The organism is Psychrosphaera algicola (genome assembly GCF_028401425.1).
In the GTDB taxonomy this organism is placed as follows: domain Bacteria; phylum Pseudomonadota; class Gammaproteobacteria; order Enterobacterales; family Alteromonadaceae; genus Psychrosphaera; species Psychrosphaera algicola.
In genome coordinates this window covers 677,325-701,315 of record NZ_JAQOMS010000002.1, presented here as the reverse complement: position 1 = coordinate 701,315, position 23,991 = coordinate 677,325, and the positions used below count along the sequence as shown (strand labels likewise).

17 protein-coding genes and 4 pseudogenes are annotated in these 23,991 nt (G+C 38.8%); 14 read left to right on the top strand and 7 right to left on the bottom strand.

Going from position 1 to position 23,991, the window contains the following annotated elements; translation table 11 throughout:
- The first annotated feature begins 10 nt into the window (after positions 1-10).
- The 9 genes and pseudogenes from PN838_RS03760 to PN838_RS03720 all read left to right on the top strand — a co-directional run bounded on the left by PN838_RS03760 (position 11) and on the right by PN838_RS03720 (position 9,541).
- Positions 11-4,836: pseudogene (locus PN838_RS03760) on the top strand (NAD-glutamate dehydrogenase).
- 66 nt (positions 4,837-4,902) lie between these two features.
- Positions 4,903-5,910 (top strand): quinone-dependent dihydroorotate dehydrogenase, encoded by a 1,008-nt coding sequence (gene pyrD / locus PN838_RS03755; RefSeq protein ID WP_272179810.1) that lies wholly within the window; start codon positions 4,903-4,905, stop codon positions 5,908-5,910.
- Between the two features lie 73 nt (positions 5,911-5,983).
- Positions 5,984-6,520: a cell division protein ZapC domain-containing protein gene (locus PN838_RS03750; protein WP_215962355.1), complete on the top strand. Its 537-nt coding sequence runs from the start codon at positions 5,984-5,986 to the stop codon at positions 6,518-6,520.
- Positions 6,517-7,729: pseudogene (locus PN838_RS03745) on the top strand (phosphopentomutase). Before PN838_RS03750 ends, PN838_RS03745 begins: the two are co-directional and overlap by 4 nt.
- A 22-nt stretch (positions 7,730-7,751) precedes the next feature.
- The gene (locus PN838_RS03740) at positions 7,752-7,988 is read left to right on the top strand and encodes a hypothetical protein (protein ID WP_272179809.1); all 237 of its coding nucleotides are present in this window, start codon (positions 7,752-7,754) and stop codon (positions 7,986-7,988) included.
- 120 nt (positions 7,989-8,108) lie between these two features.
- Positions 8,109-8,414, top strand: coding sequence for a hypothetical protein (locus PN838_RS03735; RefSeq protein WP_272179808.1), 306 nt, complete (start codon positions 8,109-8,111; stop codon positions 8,412-8,414).
- 224 nt (positions 8,415-8,638) lie between these two features.
- The gene (locus tag PN838_RS03730; RefSeq protein WP_272179807.1) at positions 8,639-8,923 is read left to right on the top strand and encodes a hypothetical protein; all 285 of its coding nucleotides are present in this window, start codon (positions 8,639-8,641) and stop codon (positions 8,921-8,923) included.
- Positions 8,924-8,982: 59 nt separating this feature from the next.
- Positions 8,983-9,384, top strand: coding sequence for a hypothetical protein (locus PN838_RS03725; protein ID WP_272179806.1), 402 nt, complete (start codon positions 8,983-8,985; stop codon positions 9,382-9,384).
- Between the two features lie 28 nt (positions 9,385-9,412).
- On the top strand, positions 9,413-9,541 hold the full coding sequence (locus PN838_RS03720; RefSeq protein ID WP_272179805.1) for an N-acetyltransferase: 129 nt from the start codon (positions 9,413-9,415) through the stop codon (positions 9,539-9,541).
- A 217-nt stretch (positions 9,542-9,758) separates the two neighbouring features.
- Here PN838_RS03720 and sbcB read toward each other — a convergent pair whose 3' ends face one another.
- Both sbcB and PN838_RS03710 read right to left on the bottom strand, forming a co-directional pair.
- Positions 9,759-11,186, bottom strand: coding sequence for an exodeoxyribonuclease I (gene sbcB / locus PN838_RS03715; RefSeq protein WP_272179804.1), 1,428 nt, complete (start codon positions 11,184-11,186; stop codon positions 9,759-9,761).
- A 73-nt stretch (positions 11,187-11,259) separates the two neighbouring features.
- Entirely contained in the window at positions 11,260-11,817 is a 558-nt protein-coding gene (locus PN838_RS03710) for a LysE family translocator (protein WP_272179803.1), read from the bottom strand.
- Between the two features lie 156 nt (positions 11,818-11,973).
- Between PN838_RS03710 and PN838_RS03705 the strand changes: the two genes are divergently transcribed.
- The 5 genes and pseudogenes from PN838_RS03705 (at position 11,974) to PN838_RS03675 (ending at position 19,034) form a co-directional block, all read left to right on the top strand.
- Positions 11,974-12,969: an isoaspartyl peptidase/L-asparaginase family protein gene (locus PN838_RS03705; protein ID WP_272179802.1), complete on the top strand. Its 996-nt coding sequence runs from the start codon at positions 11,974-11,976 to the stop codon at positions 12,967-12,969.
- 142 nt (positions 12,970-13,111) lie between these two features.
- Positions 13,112-13,543, top strand: a complete 432-nt coding sequence (locus PN838_RS03700; protein WP_215962363.1) for a CBS domain-containing protein — start codon at positions 13,112-13,114, stop codon at positions 13,541-13,543.
- Between the two features lie 170 nt (positions 13,544-13,713).
- Positions 13,714-17,747, top strand: a pseudogene (gene hrpA / locus PN838_RS26960) (ATP-dependent RNA helicase HrpA).
- A 287-nt stretch (positions 17,748-18,034) separates the two neighbouring features.
- Complete coding sequence (locus PN838_RS03680; protein WP_272179799.1) at positions 18,035-18,874, top strand: hypothetical protein; 840 nt, start codon at positions 18,035-18,037, stop codon at positions 18,872-18,874.
- Positions 18,837-19,034: a PEP-CTERM sorting domain-containing protein gene (locus PN838_RS03675; protein ID WP_272179798.1), complete on the top strand. Its 198-nt coding sequence runs from the start codon at positions 18,837-18,839 to the stop codon at positions 19,032-19,034. Before PN838_RS03680 ends, PN838_RS03675 begins: the two co-directional genes overlap by 38 nt.
- A 53-nt stretch (positions 19,035-19,087) precedes the next feature.
- On the opposite strand, the gene PN838_RS03670 is transcribed toward PN838_RS03675, so the two are convergent.
- The 5 genes and pseudogenes from PN838_RS03670 to PN838_RS03650 all read right to left on the bottom strand — a co-directional run bounded on the left by PN838_RS03670 (position 19,088) and on the right by PN838_RS03650 (position 23,991).
- Complete coding sequence (locus PN838_RS03670; RefSeq protein WP_272179797.1) at positions 19,088-20,302, bottom strand: glycosyltransferase; 1,215 nt, start codon at positions 20,300-20,302, stop codon at positions 19,088-19,090.
- A gap of 30 nt (positions 20,303-20,332) precedes the next feature.
- Entirely contained in the window at positions 20,333-21,205 is an 873-nt protein-coding gene (locus PN838_RS03665) for a tetratricopeptide repeat protein (RefSeq protein ID WP_272179796.1), read from the bottom strand.
- 5 nt (positions 21,206-21,210) lie between these two features.
- Entirely contained in the window at positions 21,211-21,519 is a 309-nt protein-coding gene (locus PN838_RS03660) for a hypothetical protein (protein WP_272179795.1), read from the bottom strand.
- A complete protein-coding gene (locus tag PN838_RS03655; RefSeq protein WP_272179794.1) occupies positions 21,501-22,772 on the bottom strand; it encodes a tetratricopeptide repeat protein in 1,272 nt (423 codons plus the stop codon). The genes PN838_RS03660 and PN838_RS03655 overlap by 19 nt, the downstream gene beginning before the upstream one ends.
- A gap of 301 nt (positions 22,773-23,073) precedes the next feature.
- A pseudogene (locus PN838_RS03650) lies at positions 23,074-23,991 on the bottom strand (PfkB family carbohydrate kinase).

The following is a 23,991-nucleotide window of genomic DNA, read 5'->3' as shown; positions in this document are numbered from 1 at the left end:
GGATACGGCAATGACCTTGTTACGTAATTCCTCGTCTGTAATTTTAAAAAACGTATCAAAGCTAATCAGTGAAAAAGTAGCTGCTGAACGTCAAACGTTAGTCGAGAAATTTGCATCCATTTTATTCGAAAATCTGTCCAATGAGGATTTAGACAAACGCATCGACGAAGATCTGTATGGCGCAGCTTTAAGCCTTTATAACGATTTTAGCGATACAAAGTCAGCAGAATCAACAATAAAAGTATTTAATCCAGAACTTGGCAATACCGGTTGGAGTTCTGAAAATACAATCGTGCAAATTGTCGTAGACGATTTACCATTTTTAGTCGACTCAGTTCGAATGACCTTAAATCGATTAAATATCACTTCTCATTTATTATTGCACTCACCGATTAAAGTTAATCGAGATAAAAGGGTGCGGTTGTAGAAATAGTCGATTTGAAAGATGCGACTAAATCTACGAATACTCAAACGGTTTTCTTTATCGAGGTCGATCGTCAATCTGAACAAAAACAACTAGATGCATTAGCTGAAGAACTCAGTTCTGTATTATCTGATGTCAGTATTGCAGTTGAAGATTGGAAACCAATTGAACAAAAATTGGCGCAATGTATTGATGAAGCTAAGAATGCAAAAATCAAAAATGAAGCAGGCAAACAAACTAGCCTAGAGTTTTTAGATTGGATAGCCGATCACAATTTTACCTTGATGGGGTATCGTGAATACACTGTGAAAGCGGTTAAAGGGGACTTTTCGATTAAAGGTGTGGACGAAACATCTCTTGGCTTAATGAAAAACCGAGCCAGTAGTGTTCGTCTGCTTAGTGAGCTTTCAGATGTTGCCCGTGCAGAAGCATTTTCAGATAATGTCTTAGTATTAACCAAAACCGATTCCAAGTCCCGCGTACATCGTCCGGCCTATATGGATTATATCGGCATTAAAAAGTTTGACGACGAGGGTAATGTTGTCGGTGAACATCGATTTATCGGCTTATATGCTGCGAGTTTTTATAATTCCTCAGTGCAGGATATACCGTTGTTAAATATTAAGTTACAACGCATTACGGAAGGTAGCAGCTTTGCCGAGGGCAGCCACGCGCAAAAGCATTGCTTAATGTTCTGGAAACGTATCCTCGTGACGAATTAATCCAAGCAAGTGATGAGCACTTAAGAGAAGTTGCATTAGGTGTTTTACAAATGCAAGAACGTGATATGACCAAGTTGTTTATCCGAAAAGATACCTATGGTCGCTTTTATTCTTGTATGGTGTTCGTGCGTCGGGAACGTTACAACACCGCGTTACGTCGAGATACGCAAGAGATTTTAAATAATGCACTAGGTAGCGATGGCTCTGTTGAATTTACCACATATTTCTCTGAGTCACCTTTAGCGCGAACACATTACATTGTTCACGCCACTGAAAAGGACATTGAATTAAACGTGAAAGATATTGAAAACAACCTAATCGAAGCCGCAAAAACGTGGGAAGACAAACTCGCCACTGCGCTAACAAAAACTCACGGTAGTGCGAAAGGTCGTGAATTAGCAGCCCGTTACGCTAAAGCGTTTCCAAAAGGCTACAAAGAAGAAATTTTACCTTCTACCGCCACCGTCGATATTTCGTTCTTAGAAAAGCTAACCGACAACAATAAGTTGGCAATGTTATTTTATCGTGCTCAGGAATCAGTTGATAAAAATGCGGTTCGATTAAGTCTTTTCCATAAAGACGAACCAATTCATTTGTCTGATGTACTGCCTATTTTAGAAAACTTTGGTCTGCGAGTCATTGGTGAGACGCCATATGCTGTTGCTATGGAAACAGGTGTAAATTGGATCATGGACTTCACCATGACACTCACTAATGCCGATAATAGTGATTTTGATTTAACTCGTGATTTATTCCAACAAGCATTTGCCGCGGTTTGGGAAAATAGATTAGAAAATGACGGTTTCAATCGACTCATTTTAGGGGCTAAATTAAGTGGCCGTGAAGCGTCAGTAATTCGTGCCTACGCAAAATATATGCGTCAAATTGGTGTTACCTTCTCACAAAGCTATATTGAATCGACCTTTGACCGCTACCCTAAAATTGCAGGTAAATTGGTTAAACTATTTGAACATAAATTTAATCCAACTAAACATAGTGTTAAAAAATATGAAAAGGCCAAAGATCAAATATTGGTCGACCTCGACAATGTCGCTAACTTAGATGACGATCGAATTATACGTCTTTACATCACTTTGATGGACGCAACTTTGCGTACTAACTTTTATCAAAATGATGAGCAGGGCAACATTAAACCTTATATTTCGTTTAAATTGTTACCTGAGCAAATTCCTGAAGTGCCATTGCCACGCCCGAAATTTGAGATATTTGTATACAGTCCCCGCGTTGAAGGTGTGCATCTACGAGGTGGTAAAGTCGCTCGTGGCGGTTTACGTTGGTCGGACCGTATGGAAGATTTCCGAACGGAAGTGCTTGGCTTGGTAAAAGCACAACAAGTTAAAAATACAGTTATCGTGCCGAATGGCTCCAAAGGTGGGTTTGTTTGTAAACAACTGCCGACATCGGGAGGCCGTGATGCCTTTTTCACTGAAGGACAAGAATGTTATAAAACCTTTATAAGAGGTTTGTTAGATGTCACAGACAACATAATTAAAGGTGAAGTTATCCCACCTAAAAGTGTGGTTCGTCATGATGAAGATGATACCTATTTAGTTGTTGCAGCCGATAAAGGTACCGCAACATTCTCAGATATCGCCAATGCAATTTCTGATGAATATAACTTCTGGTTAGGCGACGCTTTTGCTTCTGGCGGCAGTGTTGGTTATGACCACAAGAAAATGGGGATCACCGCACGTGGTGCGTGGGAATCCGTTAAGCGCCATTTCCGCGAAATGGGTACCGATTGTCAAACAACTGATTTTACCTGTGTTGCAATTGGAGATATGGCTGGAGACGTATTTGGTAATGGTATGCTGTTGTCTAAACATATCAGGTTACAAGTTGCGTTTAACCATATGCACATCTTTGTCGACCCGAATCCAGATTCGGCTAGCACGTATGTCGAACGTGACCGTTTATTTAAATTACCTCGTTCATCATGGGAAGACTATGATAAATCGCTAATTTCTCAAGGTGGCGGGATTTTCTCAAGAAGCGCTAAGTCAATTCCACTTAGCCCTGAAATGAAAAAAATGTTGGGCACCAAAAAGCATCAATGACCCCAACCGAATTAATGAAAGCGGCCTTACTAATGCCAGTGGACTTAATTTGGAATGGTGGTATCGGTACATACGTCAAAGCAAAATCTGAAAATGACGCTCAAGTTGGCGACCGAGCTAATGACGCGTTACGTGTAAATGGTTCTGAGTTGCGCGCTAAGATATTTGGCGAAGGCGGTAACTTAGGTTTGACTCAGCTGGGTCGAATCGAATTTGCAGCGAGTGGCGGTAGGATCAATACAGACTTTGTAGATAATGTTGGTGGCGTGGATTGTTCTGATAACGAAGTAAATATCAAAATTTTACTCAATCAGCTTGTTAACGAAGGCGAGTTAACAAAGAAACATCGAGATCAAACGTTATATGAAATGACTGATGATGTTTCAAAAATTGTAATTCAAGATTGTTATCGTCAAACACATACAATTTCGATTACTGAGCTAAAAGGGCAAAGTTTAGTTAAAGAACAACTTCGCTTTATCCATGCGTTAGAGAAAGCTGGCAAACTGGATCGCGAGTTGGAATTTTTACCAAATGACGAAGAGATTGCAGAGCGTCAAGCAAAAGGCGCCGGTTTCACGCGACCTGAGCTTGCTGTTTTAGTTGCTTACGGAAAAATGATATTAAAAGAACAATTTGCAATCGATGAAATAGATAGCAACCCATATTATAAAGATCTTTTAATTAATGCGTTCCCGCAACAATTGCAAACTAAGTACGAGATGCAGATCCAATCTCATCCGCTTCGTAAAGAAATTATCGCGACAAAATTAGCAAACGAAGTCGTAAATGACATGGGTTTAAACTTTGTTATTCGCATGCAAGAAGAAACGGGCGCGCCTGTAGATGAAGTCTTAACCTGTTATGTTATCGCTCGTGAAGTATTTGGTTTACAAGACGTTTGGGCAGAAATTGAGAAATTAGATAATAAGATCCCTGCGATTGTTCAAACTGAAATGTTGCATCAAATGCGCCGTACGATTCGTCGTGCAGCTCGCTGGTTCTTGAGACATCGTAATAAGTCGCAAAATATAGCAGAGTCAATTTCCTTTATAAACCTACATTTGAGAAAATGAACGGTAAGTTGGGCGATTACCTTGTTGAAAAAGAGAAAGGCATGTTGGTCTCTTTACAAAATGACTTTGAACGCGAAGGCGTTCCAACTCATATTGCGGCTTATGTCGCACAATTGAGTTCAATCTTCTCTATTATGGATATTGCTGATGTAGCACGAACAGCAGATCGAGAAGTAGAAGAAGTCGCAGCCTTGTATTACACCTTAGGTGCTGATATGGGATTACATTGGTTCTTAGACCAAATCACCAATCAAGCTGTTGGCAACCACTGGCAAGCCTTAGCTAGAGCGAGTTACCGCGAAGAGTTGGATTGGCAACAACGTGCATTAACTGGCGCTGTTATACACTTCGAAGAGTCAAATAAAAATACACTTGAAGTTTATGACAAATGGAAAGACGAATACAGTTCGATTCTAGCCCGTTGGCAGCAAATGATAGCTGAGTTTAAAACCTCGGACAGTCATGAGTTTGCTAAGTTCTCTGTAGCATTAAGAGAACTGATGTTGCTCAGCCATCATTGTGAAACGGCGGTTTAAATTTATCGTTAAGTAACATACACTACGCCCCGAAATTCGGGGCGTTTTTATATTTAAGGGGATCTGATGTTTTACCAATTAGCCAAGAGATTTATGTTCAGCCGTGACGCGGAATGGGCGCATGAATTTGCATTAAAAAACTTGAAACGATTTGCAAATACACCTGCATCTTTGGTTTGGAAACAAAATCTCCCAGAAAAACCAGTAAAGTTGTTAGGCTTAACCTTCCCTAATCCTGTTGGATTAGCAGCAGGGTTAGATAAAAACGGTGAGTGTATCGATGCGTTAGGACAAATGGGATTTGGATTTATTGAAATCGGTACAGTAACACCTGTCGGCCAACCCGGTAATCCTAAACCACGGATGTTCAGGATCACTGAAAAAAATGCCATTATTAATCGAATGGGTTTTAATAATCATGGTGTCGATAATCTAATTAAAAATGTTCGAAATAAAAAATACAAAGGTATTTTGGGCATTAATATCGGTAAAAATAAAGATACGCCGAACGAGAAAGGGCATGAAGATTATGTTGCTTGCCTCGAAAAAGTCTACCCATACGCGGATTATATTACGGTAAATATTTCATCGCCGAATACCTCAGGTTTAAGAGATCTGCAGTTTGGTGATTCTCTCGAAGTATTATTAGCGGCAGTTAAAAATAGACAACTCGAGCTACAAGCAGAGCACCATAAATATGTTCCTATCTTAGTAAAGATTGCGCCAGATATGGACAAGATAGCAGTTGAACAAGTTGTGGATTGTATTGTTACACAGGGTATGGATGGCATAATTGCCACCAATACGACATTGTCGCGCGAAGCGGTTGCTGGATTAGAACATGCAGACGAAGCCGGTGGTTTAAGTGGTGACCCTGTTCGTGATGTGAGTACCGACGTTATAAAAATGATCAGAGCAATTAATCGAGATATTCCTATTATAGGGGTTGGTGGCATTAACGGACTAGAAGCGGCTAAAGAAAAACTGGATGCCGGCGCAAGTTTGGTTCAGGTCTATAGCAACTTTATTTACCAAGGTCCGAAACTCATAAAGGACATAGTAACGGGTCTGTAATTGTCGAGAAACTTGCCCTTATTAATTGTGTCAGTTAAATTGGTGATTGAGAGTTTAATAAGGGTAAATTCATTTGCAAAATGTAGCGAACAACGGTGTTAATTGGTGGTGGCATTTGTCTCCCAACGATCGTCAGTTGATATTACATTTGTCGTCAGAGATTGGCTTCCCGACAGGTTTCAAATTAGACAGCTTGGTAGAGAAAATCACTGATGGCATGCCATTTTCGACATCGGATGCAGAAGTTTACAGTGGCTTTTGTGAGTTATTTTCTCAAATGGACTTTAATGCGGAACAGCGCTTTAAACTTGCCATCTTTGCCACTGTCGGCACCTTATATATCAAACCAATGGCGGCTAAGAGTTGGTATTTTAGATTTGCCAAAAGTCCAACTAGAACAATTAAACCTCGTCAGTTGGTCAAGCTAAGTGCCTATGACAGTGCTGTTTATATTGTGTTAACGATTGAAGACAATGCTTCGTATGTGATGTTGATTAGTGAACGTCATAATTTAAATGAGACAAAAGATATTAAGCGTGGTCATGTTATTAAAGTCCATAACGATAGATTGACTCCCGTTGATTTCAAATTACAGGGTGACCAATTATGACAAGAGCAATTATTTTAGTCGCTGATAGTTTAGGCGTAGGCCAAGCGCCGGATGCAGAAGCGTTTGGTGACGCAGGGGCTAATACGTTCCACCATATCGTCCAGCATATGGATAAAATCGGCGATCCGATAAAGCTTCCAAATTTACAAAAAATGGGCATGTTTAACATTTGCGCTGAAGCCAATAATGTTACCTACCCAAATCTACCTGAAGTCGACCTGATTGCTTCTTATGGTTATATGGCTGAAATTTCTTCAGGCAAAGATACGCCAAGTGGTCATTGGGAGATGGCAGGCGTACCTGTGTTGTTTGAATGGGGGTATTTCAAAGAAAAACAAAATAGCTTTCCGCAGCACATTATTGACCAAATTTGCCATGAAGCGGGCGTGGATGGCATTTTGGCTAATCGCCATGCGCCGGGGACAGATGTGTTAACTTGGTTTGGTGAAGAACATATCAACACGCTAAAGCCCATCTGTTATACCTCTGTCGACAGTGTTTTCCAAGTTGCTGCTCATGAAGAGCATTTTGGATTAGAGCGATTATATGACTTTTGTTTGGTGGCTAGACGGGTTTTAGATGAACACAATATCGGGCGGGTAATTGCTCGACCATTTGTAGGTGAAGACGTTAACACGTTTAAACGTACCGGAAATCGTAAAGATTTTTCAGTGTTACCACCGGCACCGACTGTGTTAGATAAGTTGTTTGACGCTGGCGGAGACGTGATCAGTATTGGAAAAATAGCAGATATTTATGCAGACCAAGGTATCACTGCAAAATACAAAGCGACAGGTTTGGAAGCTTTGATTGATAAAACAATTGAACAAATAAAGTCGACTGCAACAGAACAAACAATCATATTCACCAATTTAGTTAACTTTGACCAAGATTATGGTCACCGTCGAGATATTGTAGGATATGCCAAAGCACTGGAGTATTTTGACTCACGGATCCCTGAGTTATTGGCCTGTTTAACCAAACAAGATGTTTTGTACATAACAGCTGACCATGGTTGCGATCCGACTTGGCTAAGGTACGGACCATACCCGCGAATATGTCCCTGTGATTGCCTATGGGCCTTCAATAAAGGCGGTTAATTTAGGTGAGCGAAGTACGTTTGCTGATTTGGGACAAACACTGAGTAAACAATTTGGTTTAGCGCAGCTGGATTACGGAACGTCATTTTGGACGGATATATCAAAATAATTTTTAATAAAGGATAAATATCGTGATGAGAATATTACTATGCATACTTATTAGCGTAATGGTTATCGCTTGTGCAGGTAAAGAACAACTGCCTCCACAACAAAAGGACGTTAATTTAATCAAAGTGATGTTAACAGGTGAAGGGAATAGTCAAAATGAACCAATGCTAATTTCTACACCGGCTCAAATTGAACAGATTATTAGTTTTATTAATAGTCATAGTAAAGGCTGGAAACAGCCGTTTTCAGAACACAATTGAAGGCGATGTATATTTAACCTTGTACCGAGATGAAAGATTTGTTGGAAATTTTTACGTTGGTGATGATTTTTTGGTCGTGATTACGGCAGTCCATGGGTACAAGATGCAAGCCAGTTAGAAGTGACCAAGTTTTTAGCAATAGTTGGTATTGAAACCAACAATCTAAACATTTCAGGCCGTTGCAGTCCCGCCCAAATGAAAACCTTGAATCAATTGGTAATGGGCCAAAAGTTAGTATCCAATACCATTTCGAAAAAAGCGTTTGTAGAATTCAAATCCCATTACCCGAATTGGTGTGAAACTCAAGTGTCGCAACAAACGTATAAAATTTACACTTCGGACACTTCACGCAATAAAATTATTGTCGAGCAAGTAAAAGAAGACAAAGATAACGGTTATTTTGGTCCATTCAAACTGAGTAAGTAAAATTCTAGTCGATAATATAGGCCGTCAGTCATATTACCGAATATCAATATAAGAATATAAAAACACAGTAAATAAATGCGTTTACTGTGTTTTTTGTAAGAGATAAAAAATAACAACCTTTGATAACAGTTTTAACTGGCAAGCACATTATTTCAGTGCAGAGAGGATTGGCTTAAGTGGACAAAACAAGTACAAAAACAAATGCCTATTTTAGGTTTTTAAGTTTGAATAAACTACAGGCATTTACTTTGGCGCGTGAGGTAATTGGGGCAAGTTATGAAACACAGGGCGTTGAAAATCGATTTGTAGGTTTGGTCCTTTTGACAGGTATGAGCTTAGATGACATTAATGACTTTTATGTCAGACAAAGGATCGAATTAGTGCAATGCGATATTTTAGTGTCGGCGCAGACCAACGTTGAAAATTTGGAACATGAGGCCCCAGAAATTGTGAATCGTATGCTCAAGTACATTGATTGTAAATTACGCTTTTCGGTGACGAAGGCATAATTTGCTTTAAACCAGATGTTCAAGGGTTTTTGACATTAATTGAGAGTTTAGGAAGATAAATGCACGTATTAATTCATTCACCAAATGGCTACCCAGTTACACTTCGTTCACTGGTTAAAAATGATTCCGGAATTTTAGGTGAATTTTTTGAATCGCTTTCTCCGCAAACGCGATCAAAGTTTGGTCCACATCCTCTAGACAGAGAATATGCAAAATACGTGATCTGTAAAAACATCGATGTGGACAATGTTTCACGTTTTATCATCGTTACTGAAACCCAAGTTGTTGGTTATTTTATTGTTGATTTTAATGAATACCCCAACGAGCGCAGTCGTTATTCAAGTTATGGTATTGAGCTCGATTTTGCATTAGATCCAGTATTTGCCCCTTGTATCCACGATAACTATCAAGGACAGGGCCTTAGCAAGTCTGGGGTTGGACGCATTGTTGCGCTATTTTGACAAGTCAAAAATTAGGAGTTTAGTGCTAATGGGCGGAACTCAAGAGCCAAATTTATTGGCCCGCAACTTATATAAGAAGTTTGGTTTTGTCGAAATCGGTGAATTTTATACTGATTATAATCGTTTAAATAATGTCGATATGCGACTTGTGCGCTAATCACCACTGTCTAAAATATTAGTTATGTGACAACTAAAAGTGTTTAAAGATAAAGGCGTTAGAAAATGAGAGTCAGCGCCAAATTAATTGTTTATTTTAATGGGGAGGTTCGCAGCTCGATGTGACGAACCTCATTTAATTAAACGCTATTTTTGTACCTGTATCTATATTTGTGCTTTTGACATAAACAAAATTACCGCAATTTTGTCACCCACTTTTAAATAGATTGCACATATAAATAAAGTTCTTTTAATAACGCTTTAGCCGCGTCACTATCTTGATTACTTTCTAAATTATTTTCCAAACTCAGCTGGAATTCAGAGGCCGTTAAATTTGGCGAGTCATAACCATTCATTAATTTGTCCGTTCGATAGTTTTGCCACCAGTTAAGTTCTTCCGGCGTTAACATATTGGTAAAGTACCGCGCTTTGTATAAGCGCCATAATCCAGTTAACCGGTCATCAGTGAAATTGGGGGTAAGTTTCCAGTGATCTATAACTGGATGTTGGTGGATCATCGCCATTTGTTGCTTATCAGGTTCACTTAGAAAACCGTCATACAATCGATATTCTGGATTTGTTTCTTTTTCAAACTCTCGCTCTATTTCAAATACCGCAGCTAGTTTTTGTTTAAGTTCTGGGTTTTTCTGCAAAAATGCTAGATGCTTTAAACATGCAGACCGGTCGATGCCCAGCCGCTCTGCGTTTTCTGGTAGTAATGTTTTGGCAGGCGCTAAAATAGGGCATTTATTAAGCATCACTTGTTTTAACCCAATACGCGCTTCGCCACCTAAATCTTCGGTTTTTGTATATAGCTTTTCCGCAATTTGTTCAACACTAAGATGAGTTAAAGGTTCTGGGTTTTGTTGAAGGTTATATACCACAACGGCATTTTTGTTTTTATGATGGAACGCAATTGGTGCCACCCAGGAGGTGCAACCTTGCCATGCCGAGAACATGCCTGTGGTATGAACAAGAGGTGTTGAACGGTAAACGTCTATCATGTCAGACAATTGTTGTTTATTTCTATGCGTGAGCAAAAACTGAAATAACTTTGGTTGTTTGGTCTTAATCAACTTTGCTAGTTCAATCGTCGCGATGACATCGGCTAAAGCATCATGGGCATTGCCGTGGTCGATACCATTTGCCGCAGTTAGCTTTTCTAATCGAAAACTTGGTTTACCTTCATCATCTGTTGGCCAATTTATGCCTTCTGGGCGAAGCGCGTAACACGCTCGTACCATATCCAAAATGTCCCATCTTGAATTGCCATTTTGCCAGCTATAGGCATACGGGTCATAAAAATTTCGATAGAGTGTGTAGCGGATCATTTCGTCGTCAAAACGAATATTGTTATAACCAATGTTAATTGTATTGGGTCTGCTTATTTCTTGATGGATACGTTTTATAAATTCAGGTTCAATTAACCCTTTTTGCAAAGTAGTTTGCGGGGTAATACCGGTAATTAATGCGGCTTCAGGGTGCGGAAGATAATCGTTTGGTATCTGGCAGTATTCGACAAGTGGCTCGCCAATAATGTTCAGATCCATGTCTGTGCGGATCCCTGCAAATTGTGAAGGTTTGTCTTTTTTAGGGCTGGTTCCCCATGACTCGAAATCGTACCAATAAAATGTTTCTTGCATCATAAATTCAGTTTTTAGTTCGTAAAAATAAGTGCGTTTACCGCAATTAAAATAAAGAGGCCGCCTTGAAGTAACTTCAGTAGACGTACATTTTTATTGCTAATTTGCGTTCGTTTTTAATCGTTGTGGCAATTTGTACTATGGCTAAATACCACAACATATCGATGAATAATACTGTACCCACTAAAATAGTCGCAGTGGTAATCGACGTTCCACTAGTTGGAATAAATTGACTAAATAATGCAAAAAAGAAAACGGCAAGTTTCGGATTAAGGAAGGCAATAATAAAAGCTTGTTTGACGCCGTCGTTTGCCTTTACTGAATGATTATTAATAACCGGCTCTGGCTTATTCGTTGAGCGTATCAACATTACACCCAGATAAATAAGGTACAACGCCCCTAGTGTAATTAAAATATTAGCCAGCATAGGTACAGCTTGGAACAAAGAAGACAAACCCAATATGGCGCCAACTGCATAAATTCCAACGGCAATTGCATGGCTAATACTGGCTAATCGGCCTGCATTAGCCCCTTGGCTAAAGGTTTGATTTAAAATAATGGCTAAACTCGGTCCGGGTGTCGCGGCGCCAAGCAAACAAACAAAGGCTAATGGCAACCATTCAATAAATGTCATTGCTATACTCGCATGATAATCAGTTGGTAATTGTCGCACGGAAGTGGATGACATTAAAAATAAAATTATGATCATCGTCATTAAGTGGTATAAAAAAATTAGGGTGAGTTAAAATCAACCAAATTCTCAGCGCAATATAAAAATGGAAGTTAAAATATGTTAATCAAAACGTTCATTATCATTTTTCTGGCACTTGTCAGTCATATAGTTTCAGCGGCGCAGCCATTTGCTATCGCTATACACGGTGGGGCGGGGACAATCTTAAAAAGTTCGATGACCCCTGAACTTGAAGCTCAATATCGAAAAAAATTAGACGATGCGAAACAACTTGGATATTCCATATTAAGTAGCGGTGGGACCAGTGAACAAGCCGTTTTAAGCGTAATTAAGATATTAGAAGATTCACCATTATTTAATGCGGGAATAGGCGCGGTTTATACCTACGAAGGTCAACATGAACTTGATGCCTCTGTTATGGATGGTAAATCACGAATGGCGGGGGCGATAACCGGAGTTAAAACGGTACGCCACCCAATTGAACTTGCCTCAGCTGTTATGCATAAGTCGGTGCATGTGATGTTAAGTGGTAGTGGGGCGGAAAACTTCGCTACAACAGTTGGCTTAGAACAAATAGACAATTCCATTTTTAATACTAAGCGCCGCTTTGAGTCTCTTCAGCGTGCCAAGGCAAAAATGAAAGCGTCGGCCAATTGGCTCAAAAATGAAGATTTTAGGTACGGAACGGTTGGGGCCGTTGCATTGGATAAATTTGGTAATTTGTTTGCAGGTACCTCAACTGGCGGCATGACTGCTAAAAGATGGGGAAGAATTGGCGATTCTCCTATTATCGGTGCTGGCACATTTGCCGACAACAAGTCCTGTGCGGTCTCAGCGACAGGCCATGGTGAATTTTTTATTCGATTTAATGTTGCCTCAGATATTTGTGCTCGGGTGGCCTATCAAGGTAAGTCAATAAAACAGGCTGGAGATGAGGTTATTTTTGACGTTTTAGAACCTGTAGGTGGCACAGGCGGCGTTATTATCATTGATACGAAAGGTAACATTCATATGCCATTTAATACCGCAGGCATGTATCGAGCGGCCCGTTCAAATAACGGAGTCGACAAGGTTTTGATTTATCGAGAGGAATAAATCTACCGATTTCAATTTTTTGTCGTAACGACAAAGTTATAATTTAATAAATAATTAAATAAAGTTTAATTAAAACAACGCAAATATTTTTATTTTGGCTAAATTTAAAGGAGTAGAAAAATAATTATAAAGAGGATACTGGATGGAATCTGTAAAAGTTAAAGACCATATGAACCATCGACCTGTTTACTTTAAAGGCACAGAAACGATTGTTGAAGCGGTGGAAAAATTATTGCAATCTAAAAGCTCTGGTGGACCGGTACTTAATGATTTAAAAGAAGTTATTGGTTTTTTATCGGAACAAGATTGTTTAAAGGCCATGTTGTCTAGTACCTATCACAGCGGTGAGGCATCGGTTAACGTATCAGAATTGATGAAATTAAACGTATTAACCGTTAAACCCTATGACAGTATCTTAGAAGTAGCAGATAATATGTCGGGTAGTAAGCCACGGGTTTATCCTGTCGTTGACGATGACAATCATTTGGTCGGTTCGATAGATCGAACAAATATTATCAAGGCTTTAGATTTGCACTTACATTCAATTTACGCCCGCGGCGTTCGGTTTGTTTAACGCTAAACTGTTAATTTAAAGAGAAAAGTTTTAATTAATCAACGCGAATATTCCATTTATGTTCGCTAATTACCTAATATATTTAGCCTCGAGGTACTTCGAGGCTTTTTTGTTTGAGTTTAAAAATGATAGAATTCCTTCCAATACCACTTTCTTTGGAAATGCAGTAAATCGTGTCTGAACCCGTCTCTTTATCCCATGTACTTAAACAAGATTATTTTCGCTTTAAAGCGCGCTTAAAAAGATCAAAGCGAACGCCAACCTTGACGTGCAGTCAAAACAACTGATGACGTTAGAAAATGACATTAATCGTTCAGCGGATTTAAAGAAGCGAAAGCAAGAAAATTTAGCACGATTAAAAATCGACTACCCAGAGCAACTCCCGGTAAGTCAAAAGAAAGAAGAAATTAAAAAGGCCATCTGTAACAATACAGGTGATCATCATCGCCGGTGAAACAGGCTCTGGTAAAACAACACAAATACCTAAAATGTGTTTAGAGTTAGGTCGCGGTATTGACGGTAAAATAGGCCATACCCAGCCGAGGCGCCTTGCGGCAAGGAGCGTTGCAAATCGTTTATGTGATGAATTGTCCTGCGAGCTTGGCTCAGCTGTCGGTTATAAAGTTAGATTTAATGATCAAGTCAGTAATGAGTCTTTTATAAAATTGATGACTGACGGTGTCATGCTTGCGGAGATGCAAAGTGACCGATTTTTAAATCAATACGATACAATAATTATTGATGAAGCCCATGAGCGTTCACTTAATATTGATTTTATTTTAGGTTATTTACGCGAGTTGTTGCCAAAAAGACCTGATCTAAAGGTCATTATTACGTCAGCGACAATAGACCCGGAGAGCTTTTCCAAACACTTTTTTGATGCCCCTATTATAGAAGTGTCAGGGCGCACTTATCCGGTAGAAGTGCGTTATCGACCAATTGATGAAATAGAGTCTGACAGTGACTCAGCGTATCAAGATAACGAACAAATAATGGCAATATTTGCTGCCGTAGAAGAACTTGAACGCGAAAGTCGCGGCGATATATTGCTATTTATGAATGGTGAGCGTGAAATTCGAGACACGGCTGAGGCGTTGACCCGCCAAAATTATCGGAATACTGAAGTATTACCGCTTTATGCTCGATTGTCAGCCGCTGAGCAGAATAGGATCTTTGCCTCCCATAGCAATCGCCGTATTGTCCTCGCGACAAACGTCGCTGAAACGTCATTAACGGTTCCTGGCATCAAGTATGTTGTTGATACTGGAACGGCTCGTATATCGAGGTACAGCTACAAAACAAAAGTACAACGATTGCCAATTGAAGCCATTTCGCAGGCCAGTGCAAATCAAAGAAAAGGTCGTTGTGGTCGAACAGAAGCCGGTATCTGTATCCGTTTATATAGCGAGGAAGACTTTCTTAGTCGTCCAGAATTTACCACTCCTGAAATTTTGCGGACAAATTTGGCTTCCGTTATTTTACAGATGTTGTCATTAAATTTAGGTGACCTAGAGCAATTTCCATTAATTGAACGACCAGATGGACGTTTTATTAATGATGGGGTGAGATTACTCGAAGAGCTTGGTGCAATCGCCAATAATGCGCCAACACAGGCTAAACGTAAACGAAATCAACCTAAAGGCAAATTGAAACTCACCGAATCGGGGAGAATGTTAAGTCGAATACCGGTTGACCCACGTTTAGCAAAAATGGTCTTGGCAGCAGGGAAATCCAATATTTTGCACGAGATCATAGTCATTGTAGCGGTATTAAGTATCCAAGATCCGCGAGAACGTCCGTCGGATAAACAGCAAAAATCAGATGAATTCCATGCTCGATTTAAGGATAAAGACTCTGACTACGTCGCGTTTTTGAATCTTTGGGATTATTTGATAACGAGTCAGCAAAGTCTTTCAAGAAGCCAATTTAGAAAAATGTGTAAAGATGAGTTTCTCAATTATATGCGTATTCGAGAATGGCAAGATTTGGTTTATCAAATTGAACAAAGCGTGGCTGAAATTGGTTTTAAAGTAAAAACGAAACCAGAAGTAGAAGAGGCGGTTAGCCACGACAGTGAGTTGGATGATATTCCAGCGGTTGAACGCGATTATCAGGGATCCACACGGCATTACTATCGGGATTATTAAGTCATATTGGCTATAAGCCACCAAAAGATCAGCAAAATAAACATAAAGATAAAGACAGCAAAAAACAAGGACCAGTTGGGTTTATTGGCGCGAGAAACAGCGAGTTCCATGTTTTTCAGGAGTCATTTATTTAAGACATCAGCACGATGGATTATTGCAGCGGAGTTGGTAGAGACAAGTCGATTGTTTGCACGTTACGTAGCAAAAATTGAACCTCAATGGATTGAACCCCTTGCGATGCACGTGGTTAATCGTAGCTATTCAGAGCCTCATTGGGATGAAAAGCAAGGCGCAGTTCTTGCCTATGAAAAAGTGACACTTTATGGCCTCGTAATTGTGCCAAAACGTAAAGTGCAATACAGCAAAATCGACCCAGTAGAAACTCGTCAAATTTTTATTCGTGAGGCGTTAGTTTACGGTAAGGTCGGTCCTAAAATTGACTTTATTGAGCATAATCAAAACATAATTGATGAAATCCAACGATTAGAGAACAAATCGCGTCGACGAGATTTGTTAGTTGAAGAGAGTGAAATTCATCATTTTTATGATAAGAGTTTAGGAGCAGAGGTCATTAGTCGCGCAACCTTACTAAAATGGTTGAAAAAGGCTGACGTGGCTAAGATTAAGGCGACCGTTAAAGACTTTTTATTGAGTGAAGAGACTGCTCCGAGTCTTGCTGCGTATCCAGATTTTTGGCATAGGGCAATTTACAATTGCCAATTGATTATGATTTTGAACCGGGTCAAGATTATGCGGATGGCATTTCAGTCCGGATCCCTTTGCCATTGTTAAATCAAATCGACGATCTGGCCTTCGATTGGCATATTGCTCCACATAGACACGAATTGATCATCGCGCTAATTAAAGCGTTGCCTAAACAAACTAGACGTAATTTTGTCCCCGCGCCAAACTTTGCCGATGCAGTTTTACAGCGTATTTCGGATAAAAACATAACGCCTGATAATCGATTTTTAGACGTTGTTGCCGAGGCGTTGTTTAGAATGACTGGTACTCGAATTAATTTGGATGATTGGCAAAATGTCAGATTGCCGAGTCATCTAAAAATTAATTTTCGAGTGGTTGATGAAAATGACAAAGTTATTGAACAGGGGTTTGATTTAGGCGAATTAAAATCCACTTTACAGGGGCAAATTAAACACACAATCAAGCAAGCTGTTGATACGGGTATAGAACAACAAAATGTAGAAGATTGGACATTTGATAATTTGCCTCAAAGTTTTGTCAAAAAAGCCGGTAACTATCAGGTTAAAGCCTATCCAGCGCTGGTTAAGGCGGGAAAAAGAATCAATATTGAATTATTAGAAAATGAAATGGTTGCGCAAACCGAACATCGACGAGGTGTTGTAGAATTATTAATTAAAACGTTGCCTTCCCCAATTAAACATCTACAGCAGAAACTGCCTAATAAATCTAAGTTGGTGTTGTATTTTAATCCATTTGGCAAAATTGAACAGTTAATTGAGGATTGTATTCGGGCCACAATAGATATTGAACTAAAAGATAATGTTCCGCGCACTAAGTCGCAGTTTGATGATTTTAGGGAGATGTTACGCGGTGATTTAAACGAAAAAGTTTTAAGCGTAGCTCAGCAAGTTGAACAAATTTTGCTGATTGGGCACCGAGTGTCTAAACAACTAAAAGGCAAAGTGTCGTTTGATATGATCCAATCCACGTCGTATATCAAAGCACATTTAGATTCACTGATTTTTAAAGGTTTTGTCAGTGAATGTGGGGTTGAACGGCTTCCCGATATTAAACGTTATGTCGCAGCATTAGAAAAACGGATGGAAAAGTTGAAAGTAGATGCGACAAAAGACAGGTTCAACCAAATTGAATTGGACAAGGTTTATGATCTTTATGATAAACAAATCGAAAAGGTTCAGAAGGGCATGCCGATGCCCGAGAAATTGCGTGAAATTTATTGGATGATAGAAGAATTGCGAGTATCAATGTTTGCCCAACAACTTGGCACAAAATTCCCGATATCGACTAAGCGCATAAAACAAGCCGTTTCGGAGTACATTTCCGAACTATAACAAACAATCGCCTTGTGAATGGCTGACAACATTTAGTTTATGCTAAATAGTGTCGGCCATTTTTTTATTAAAGCCCAATCGATTTCATATCAAGTTCCTGCGAACAGTAATTTTTCAAAATTTTAACAATATTCCCTCATGAGTTGTCAGTATTTTTTACACTTTTCAATAGCGCCATAATTTTAATTTTGTAAGTTGTTGTTTATTTGTCGAATTAAAAAACGGAACATTTAATGCTTGGTTAAAAACTAAACACAACTTTCTTGTAAAAAGATGGAAACTTAGTTATGAAAACAATCAACAAAAAAATTCTGGCTATAGCAGTGGCGGCTGCTCTAGGTTCCAATATCGCTCCAAGTTATGCTTTTCCCGTTTCATTTCAAATTGACGCAAATACCAACGTAGAACTTAATGGAACAACAGACGTCGATACGGATTCCGATCCTAATTACGCTTCTGCAAGCAATAATTTAGGTGGTTATTATGCGCAAAGCTCCGCTAATGCTAAGGGGGATGATACTGGTTGGATCTACTCTACGAGTTACGGAACTGGGGGAACATTCGATAATACCTCAAATGTTACTCAAACCGTTACGGTCACTAATGACACTGCCTTTGATCAATTTATCGATTTTACTTTTACTGTGAATCAAGGCAGTTTATCTATTTACGAAGACTTCTTCTCGGAAGTTACAATTGGCCTAGGCGAGTTTATAACAGCAGAATATAATGCTGGAATTAAATTTAACGGAGATGATATTTGGTCAAGTACCGCTACTTTAACAAAAAATAACGTAGATCTTGATTTTACGACTGGCGGAACAGTACTTGGCTCCTATGGAGGTGACAGCAACTATTATTGGGGTGCTCATACAGACACGTTAGGCCTGGGCGTTATTGGCGCAGGCACTTCTTTCACCATCGAATATATGATTGAAACGCATACTGTAAGTAATTTACCGTTACTTGACGATTGCTATGACGGATATGGTTACGGTGATGGCTATGGTGATTATGGCGAAAATGGTGTTGATATTGATGTTAGTGAGTATGGTGAATATGGTGATTACGGTGGAGGTATTGATTGTTTTGCCCAAAACCTATTCTGCTTACGCTCAGTTTGGTGACCCGTTTGATTTTAATGGTAATAACGTACCAACTATGACACCAGACTCGTTCAACATTGGCAGTAACGCTGTATCAGAGCCTAATACGCCGTATTTACTCGGTTTAGGGTTAGCAGGACTAGCGTTTATACGCCGTAGAAAAGACAAAAAAACAAAGTAAATTAATGTTATCAAACAAGTAAAACAAAAAATGGAGCTATGAGGCTCCATTTTTTATTCAGCCAAAATGTCTAAGCAACAATCTGCGATTGCTTTAGCCTGATCTTTGCTGTCATAACCCCAGTACAAATTTTGAAAATTTTGAACATTAGCTTGAATTTTTGAATCTAGCATCATTTGTTTAAGAGTCGTCTCAAAATCAACTTGCCTATTACTTGAGTAAAAAGTAGCAGCTAATCCTTGCTGAATAAGTCTTTGCGTGAGGATCCGCTGCTCTAACTGATTCGGCACCAAAAGAAGCCGTTTACCAGCCAATAAAACGGCAGCAACAGTACCATGGCCTGCATTACATATAGCAAGGTCTACTTGATTTAAAACATGATCCATTTCAATTGGTTCAGGACTAAACGTAAGGTTTGTGAATTGAAGTGATGCTCGTTCTACATTTAATTTCGGGACATGTAGTATGGTTTCGGCTTCTATATTATTTAATGCCGTTAACAGTTGTTCAAAATCTCTCATATTCGAGTGTATATAAACAAATATCTTAAACTTGTCCGAAGTGAAGTCTATTTTTTTACCCATGCTCGAAGAAAAACGCGCTCCCCAATACTCTTGGTTCTTTCGGTTGGTATAATGATCGAGTTCTGGAAACGTACATAAAAAGTCTTCTTCTACGCTAAATAACTCTGCAACTTTTGTAATCGGTTGTTGTTTAAAATGGGTTAGGGTGTAGTTTGCGACTTTGACTAAATAATTATCAAGTTCGGCTATTTTATTCTCGGGAACATTATTAAAAAGACTGAAAGCCGGGGTTTTGTCTACACGCGGCGGTGAGAAAAATCCGGTTCCTATCATACACCGTTTTATATTTAGCGTCTGTGAAGCAATGATTGCTGCAGGTGCGTGGTCTGCAACAATCATATCAGCATTCAATAATTGCAGTGAATCGCGCCAGGATGACACCAAATTTAAACAGGCTTGTTCGTTAGAAAAGCCCAAAAATGTCATTATTTGTGAATAATTGACTGTTTGTTGTTTGGTGGCGTTGGTATTTTTAGCGATAGGAGCTTGTAGGATCCATTCGTCTTCAAAACCATTTTCCCTAATTAAATGTGCATGATCTAAATGTTTTAAAATCCAAGATACCTTAACGCCTGCACTTTTAAGATATTTTGCGATGGGTATAAAACCTGCGATATGGCCGTATCCCGCCCCATATTCCCAACAAAATACAAGATGTTTCATATTATGGTTTTCCAGTTTCATTATTAGAATGGATTTTCTGATACGTATCTATCACACCTTTATTGTTTGGTTGTGATTTGATGGCGAGTTCAATAAAGTATTTAGCTTTCGTTTGGTTACCAATTTTGTGGTAATACTATAGGCGATATTGTTACTGAGTTGCCAATTATCTTCGATCAATTTTTGCAATAAAGGGAGGTCAACAAAAGTTAAAGCCTGCTTTGGGTGGGTTGATGCATACCAATTAAAAGCATCGATTCGAAGGGTGACTTCATTAGGTGCTTGTGCAAAATAACGTGTTGTTGCATCAATGGCATCGTCGTAATCTTGTGTGATAGTAGCCAATTTAAATAGTTTAAATAAAATTTCTGGATGCGGTGAAAGCTCGAAAGACTGTAAATAGTGTTGTTTAGCCGAGTCGTAGTGCTTTTCAAAAACGTCAATATTGCCACTTAGCTCATAGTATAGTGGTAGCAATGCGCTTTTCGCGTCAATTAACGCTAATTTTTCTTTTGCATGCTTGAGTTTTTGTTGACGAATTAAATTTTGCACTTGAAGTAGTTTCAGTTCTGTAGTGTTGTTAAATAACTCCAGTGCATTTTCTATTCGTTGTTCTGCCAACAACCAATCTTGTGAGCGTGTCGCTGTTTCAATATATATCTGCCAATGAAAAATTTGCCAATTAGCACGGTTTGATTTTTCACTTAAAAATGTATCTAAGTTTTGCCATTGGTTATTGGATCGCAAATACGCAATATAGACCAGTTCAAAATTAGTGTTTTGTGAATTCTCAACTAGATTTTTAACAAAAATTAGGAGGTCATTTTTTTCTTCAATAGCTAATTGGTTAGCAGAACGTAACATCAAGAGTAACGGCGACGACTGGCTTTTATCTAATGTTAACAAAGCCTTGCCGAGTGTCACTACATTCAGCCAGTTGTTGGCTGCAAACTCATATTGTAATTTGAAACTAAGTGCGATGAGGTTTTTTTATTAGTTCTTAGTAGTGCATCAAATAACAGGTTTGCTTTTTCATTCTGATTATTGATCCAAATAGAGAGCGCATACACGGTAGCTGATATGCCACTATTAGATGTAGTTTGATCCCATTCTTTCGCTTCTTTTATCGCTTCAGCCCGTAACTGGTTGTCGTTCAGCTTTTCCAAAATACGAAATGCTTTGGCATATGTACTTTTGTTTTCATCAGGGTAGGATTTAGCTAGCTGAGTATAAAGCAACGTCGCTTTTTTTGAGTAATCGAGGATTCAATCTTTTCTTTAAGTTGGTTTTGTAATTCTTGAATAACATCAGGGTCACGTTCGGGATCGATATTGTTAATAAGATAACTCGCTATTTTTATATCTGAAATATCGTCCAAGCTCATTTTTTCAAAATACTGAAGTGCATTGTCTAGCTTACTCTCGCGTAACTCCAATAACGTGAGAATTCTTAGCACGGGATCTTTAGGGGATAACTGTTCTGAAATAGGTGATAGTGTGTTGAAGGCAATTTCATAACGTTTATTTCTAAATGCACTGACACCCGCGACAATTCGATTTGCTTTTGACGTTAAACCATTTTGTAATGCCCTAAGTGCGAGCAATTGAGATTTTTCGAAATCATTGTTTTGATAAGCCAATACCGCTTCGAATTGATCGATTATTGGTCGCTTGTCACCTGCGTTTCTTGCGAGTGAAATATGCTGTTTAGCCAGATCAACGTTTTCAAGTTGTAAGCTTGTTTGAACAATATACACATGTATGTTTGGCAGGTCGGGGCGGTTTTTATTTAGTTTTGTCAAAATGTCTAATGCTTGTTGATGTTTCCCCACGTCCGATAAAATTAGGGCGGTGATCAGCTGAAAACGTGGCTCCTGTGTAATTTTAGTATCCAAGTTTTGTAAATAGATTAGGGCATTTTGCCTTAATTTAAATGGTGATTGTCGATGATGTTTTTGTGACGGACTTGGCGGCTTAAGAAAGTTAAATTTAGATTCATATAAGGCCAATTGAAAACTAATTAATGACGTGTCCTTCACTTCAGACAGCAATTCAGTTGCTGTATCATGTTGTTCTTGCCGCAACATTAGTCGTGCTTTATAACTTTTAATAATATCGGTTAATTCAGTTTTAGCTAAATCGAGCTTAAGCTGTTTCAATTTATTTAGATGTAACAAAGACTCAAAATATTTATCAAGGTCATCGATATTTCTCGGTGTAGCTGAAACAGCCGGTTTTAAGAATCTTTCGGCCTGAATAAAGTAGCCGATTTGGTAATAGAATCGTCCTGCTTCTAGTCTTACTTCTTCACTATGAGGGTATTTTTGTAAGGCATTTTTAGTATTAATTAATGCGGTATGGTAATCATTGGATTGGGTGTTTTCATGAATTTTCTGGACGTATTCATCTTCACTTAACTGCTGTTCGCAGGAAACCGTTAATAGCAGAAAACAACTAACTAAAATGGAGCTAACAACCTTGTTATAGTTCATTTTATAAACCCATATGTTTTTAGTTTAATATGGGCGTTAGACTTTCTATTGTCAATTTTGTCGTCTTCATTTTTGAATAAAAATTATCATCTAGGGCTGTCAATTTCTCTTGCAGAATTATTGATTTATTTGTTTTAAATAAGTAAACCGTTACCCGATGAAGTGGTAGATGAATTATATGAATTATATGAATTATATGAATTAGGATGTTTATGTTTATTGACCAAACTTGAGGCGTTAGACTTGTTAAATGCATCTAAGCTGCTGAGTTAACACAACTTAGATGCGTAGAAAATCAAACTTATAGTGGGTTCATAAATTCGCTAATCTGCTGATGGGTAAGTGTTGGTGTTGCCCCATGGTTTTGCGCAACCATTGCGCCAACTGCACAGGCAAAGTCAACCGCATATTGCGCATTGTCTGTGTTACATAGTTGGTAAATAAGCGAACCTAAAAAGGAGTCTCCGGCGCCGACCGTGTCAACTACGCTAATTAAATACCCAGAATTGTAATAATTAGCACCTTTTACGGTTAGAAGTGCACCATGGCTGCCCTTTGTAACACATAGGTAGTCGGTATTTGTTTGTTGAGCAATAAACGCGAGGTTTTGTTCCAGAGAATGATATTTACACCCCATTGCTTTGGCTATCTCATATAACTCATCATCATTTAACTTAATAAAATCCGCCTGTGTCATTAACTCGATTAATGTGTCGAGTTGGTAATGAGGTGCACGTAAATTAACATCAAATACTTTAAAATTAGCAACATCTATTAGTGATTTTAAAGTTGATAATGATGTTGTACTACGCCCAATTAAACTCCCAAAAACAAATACATCAGACGCTGCGACTTTGTCCAGAAGACTTGTTGTTAGTTCAATATTGTCCTAGAGCAACATCAGCAACAATGTTATAACTTGCTGAACCACTGCTATCGAGCGTGACTTCGACAGTGCTGGTTTTTTATTGTCATTTACGGCAATATAGTCACAACTCACATTTTTGTCTTTTATTTCACCAAGCAGTTCATTACCTAGAACGTCGTTTCCGACAGCACTAATCATATCCGCTTTTATTCCTAACGAATTGATCCTGACACACATATTTAACGGTGCACCACCGAGCCGTTTTCCGGTGTCGAAGCAGTCCCAAAGTACCTCGCCAAAACAACTCACACGAATATCATTTGTTGGTTTATGGTTTATTAATATACTCAT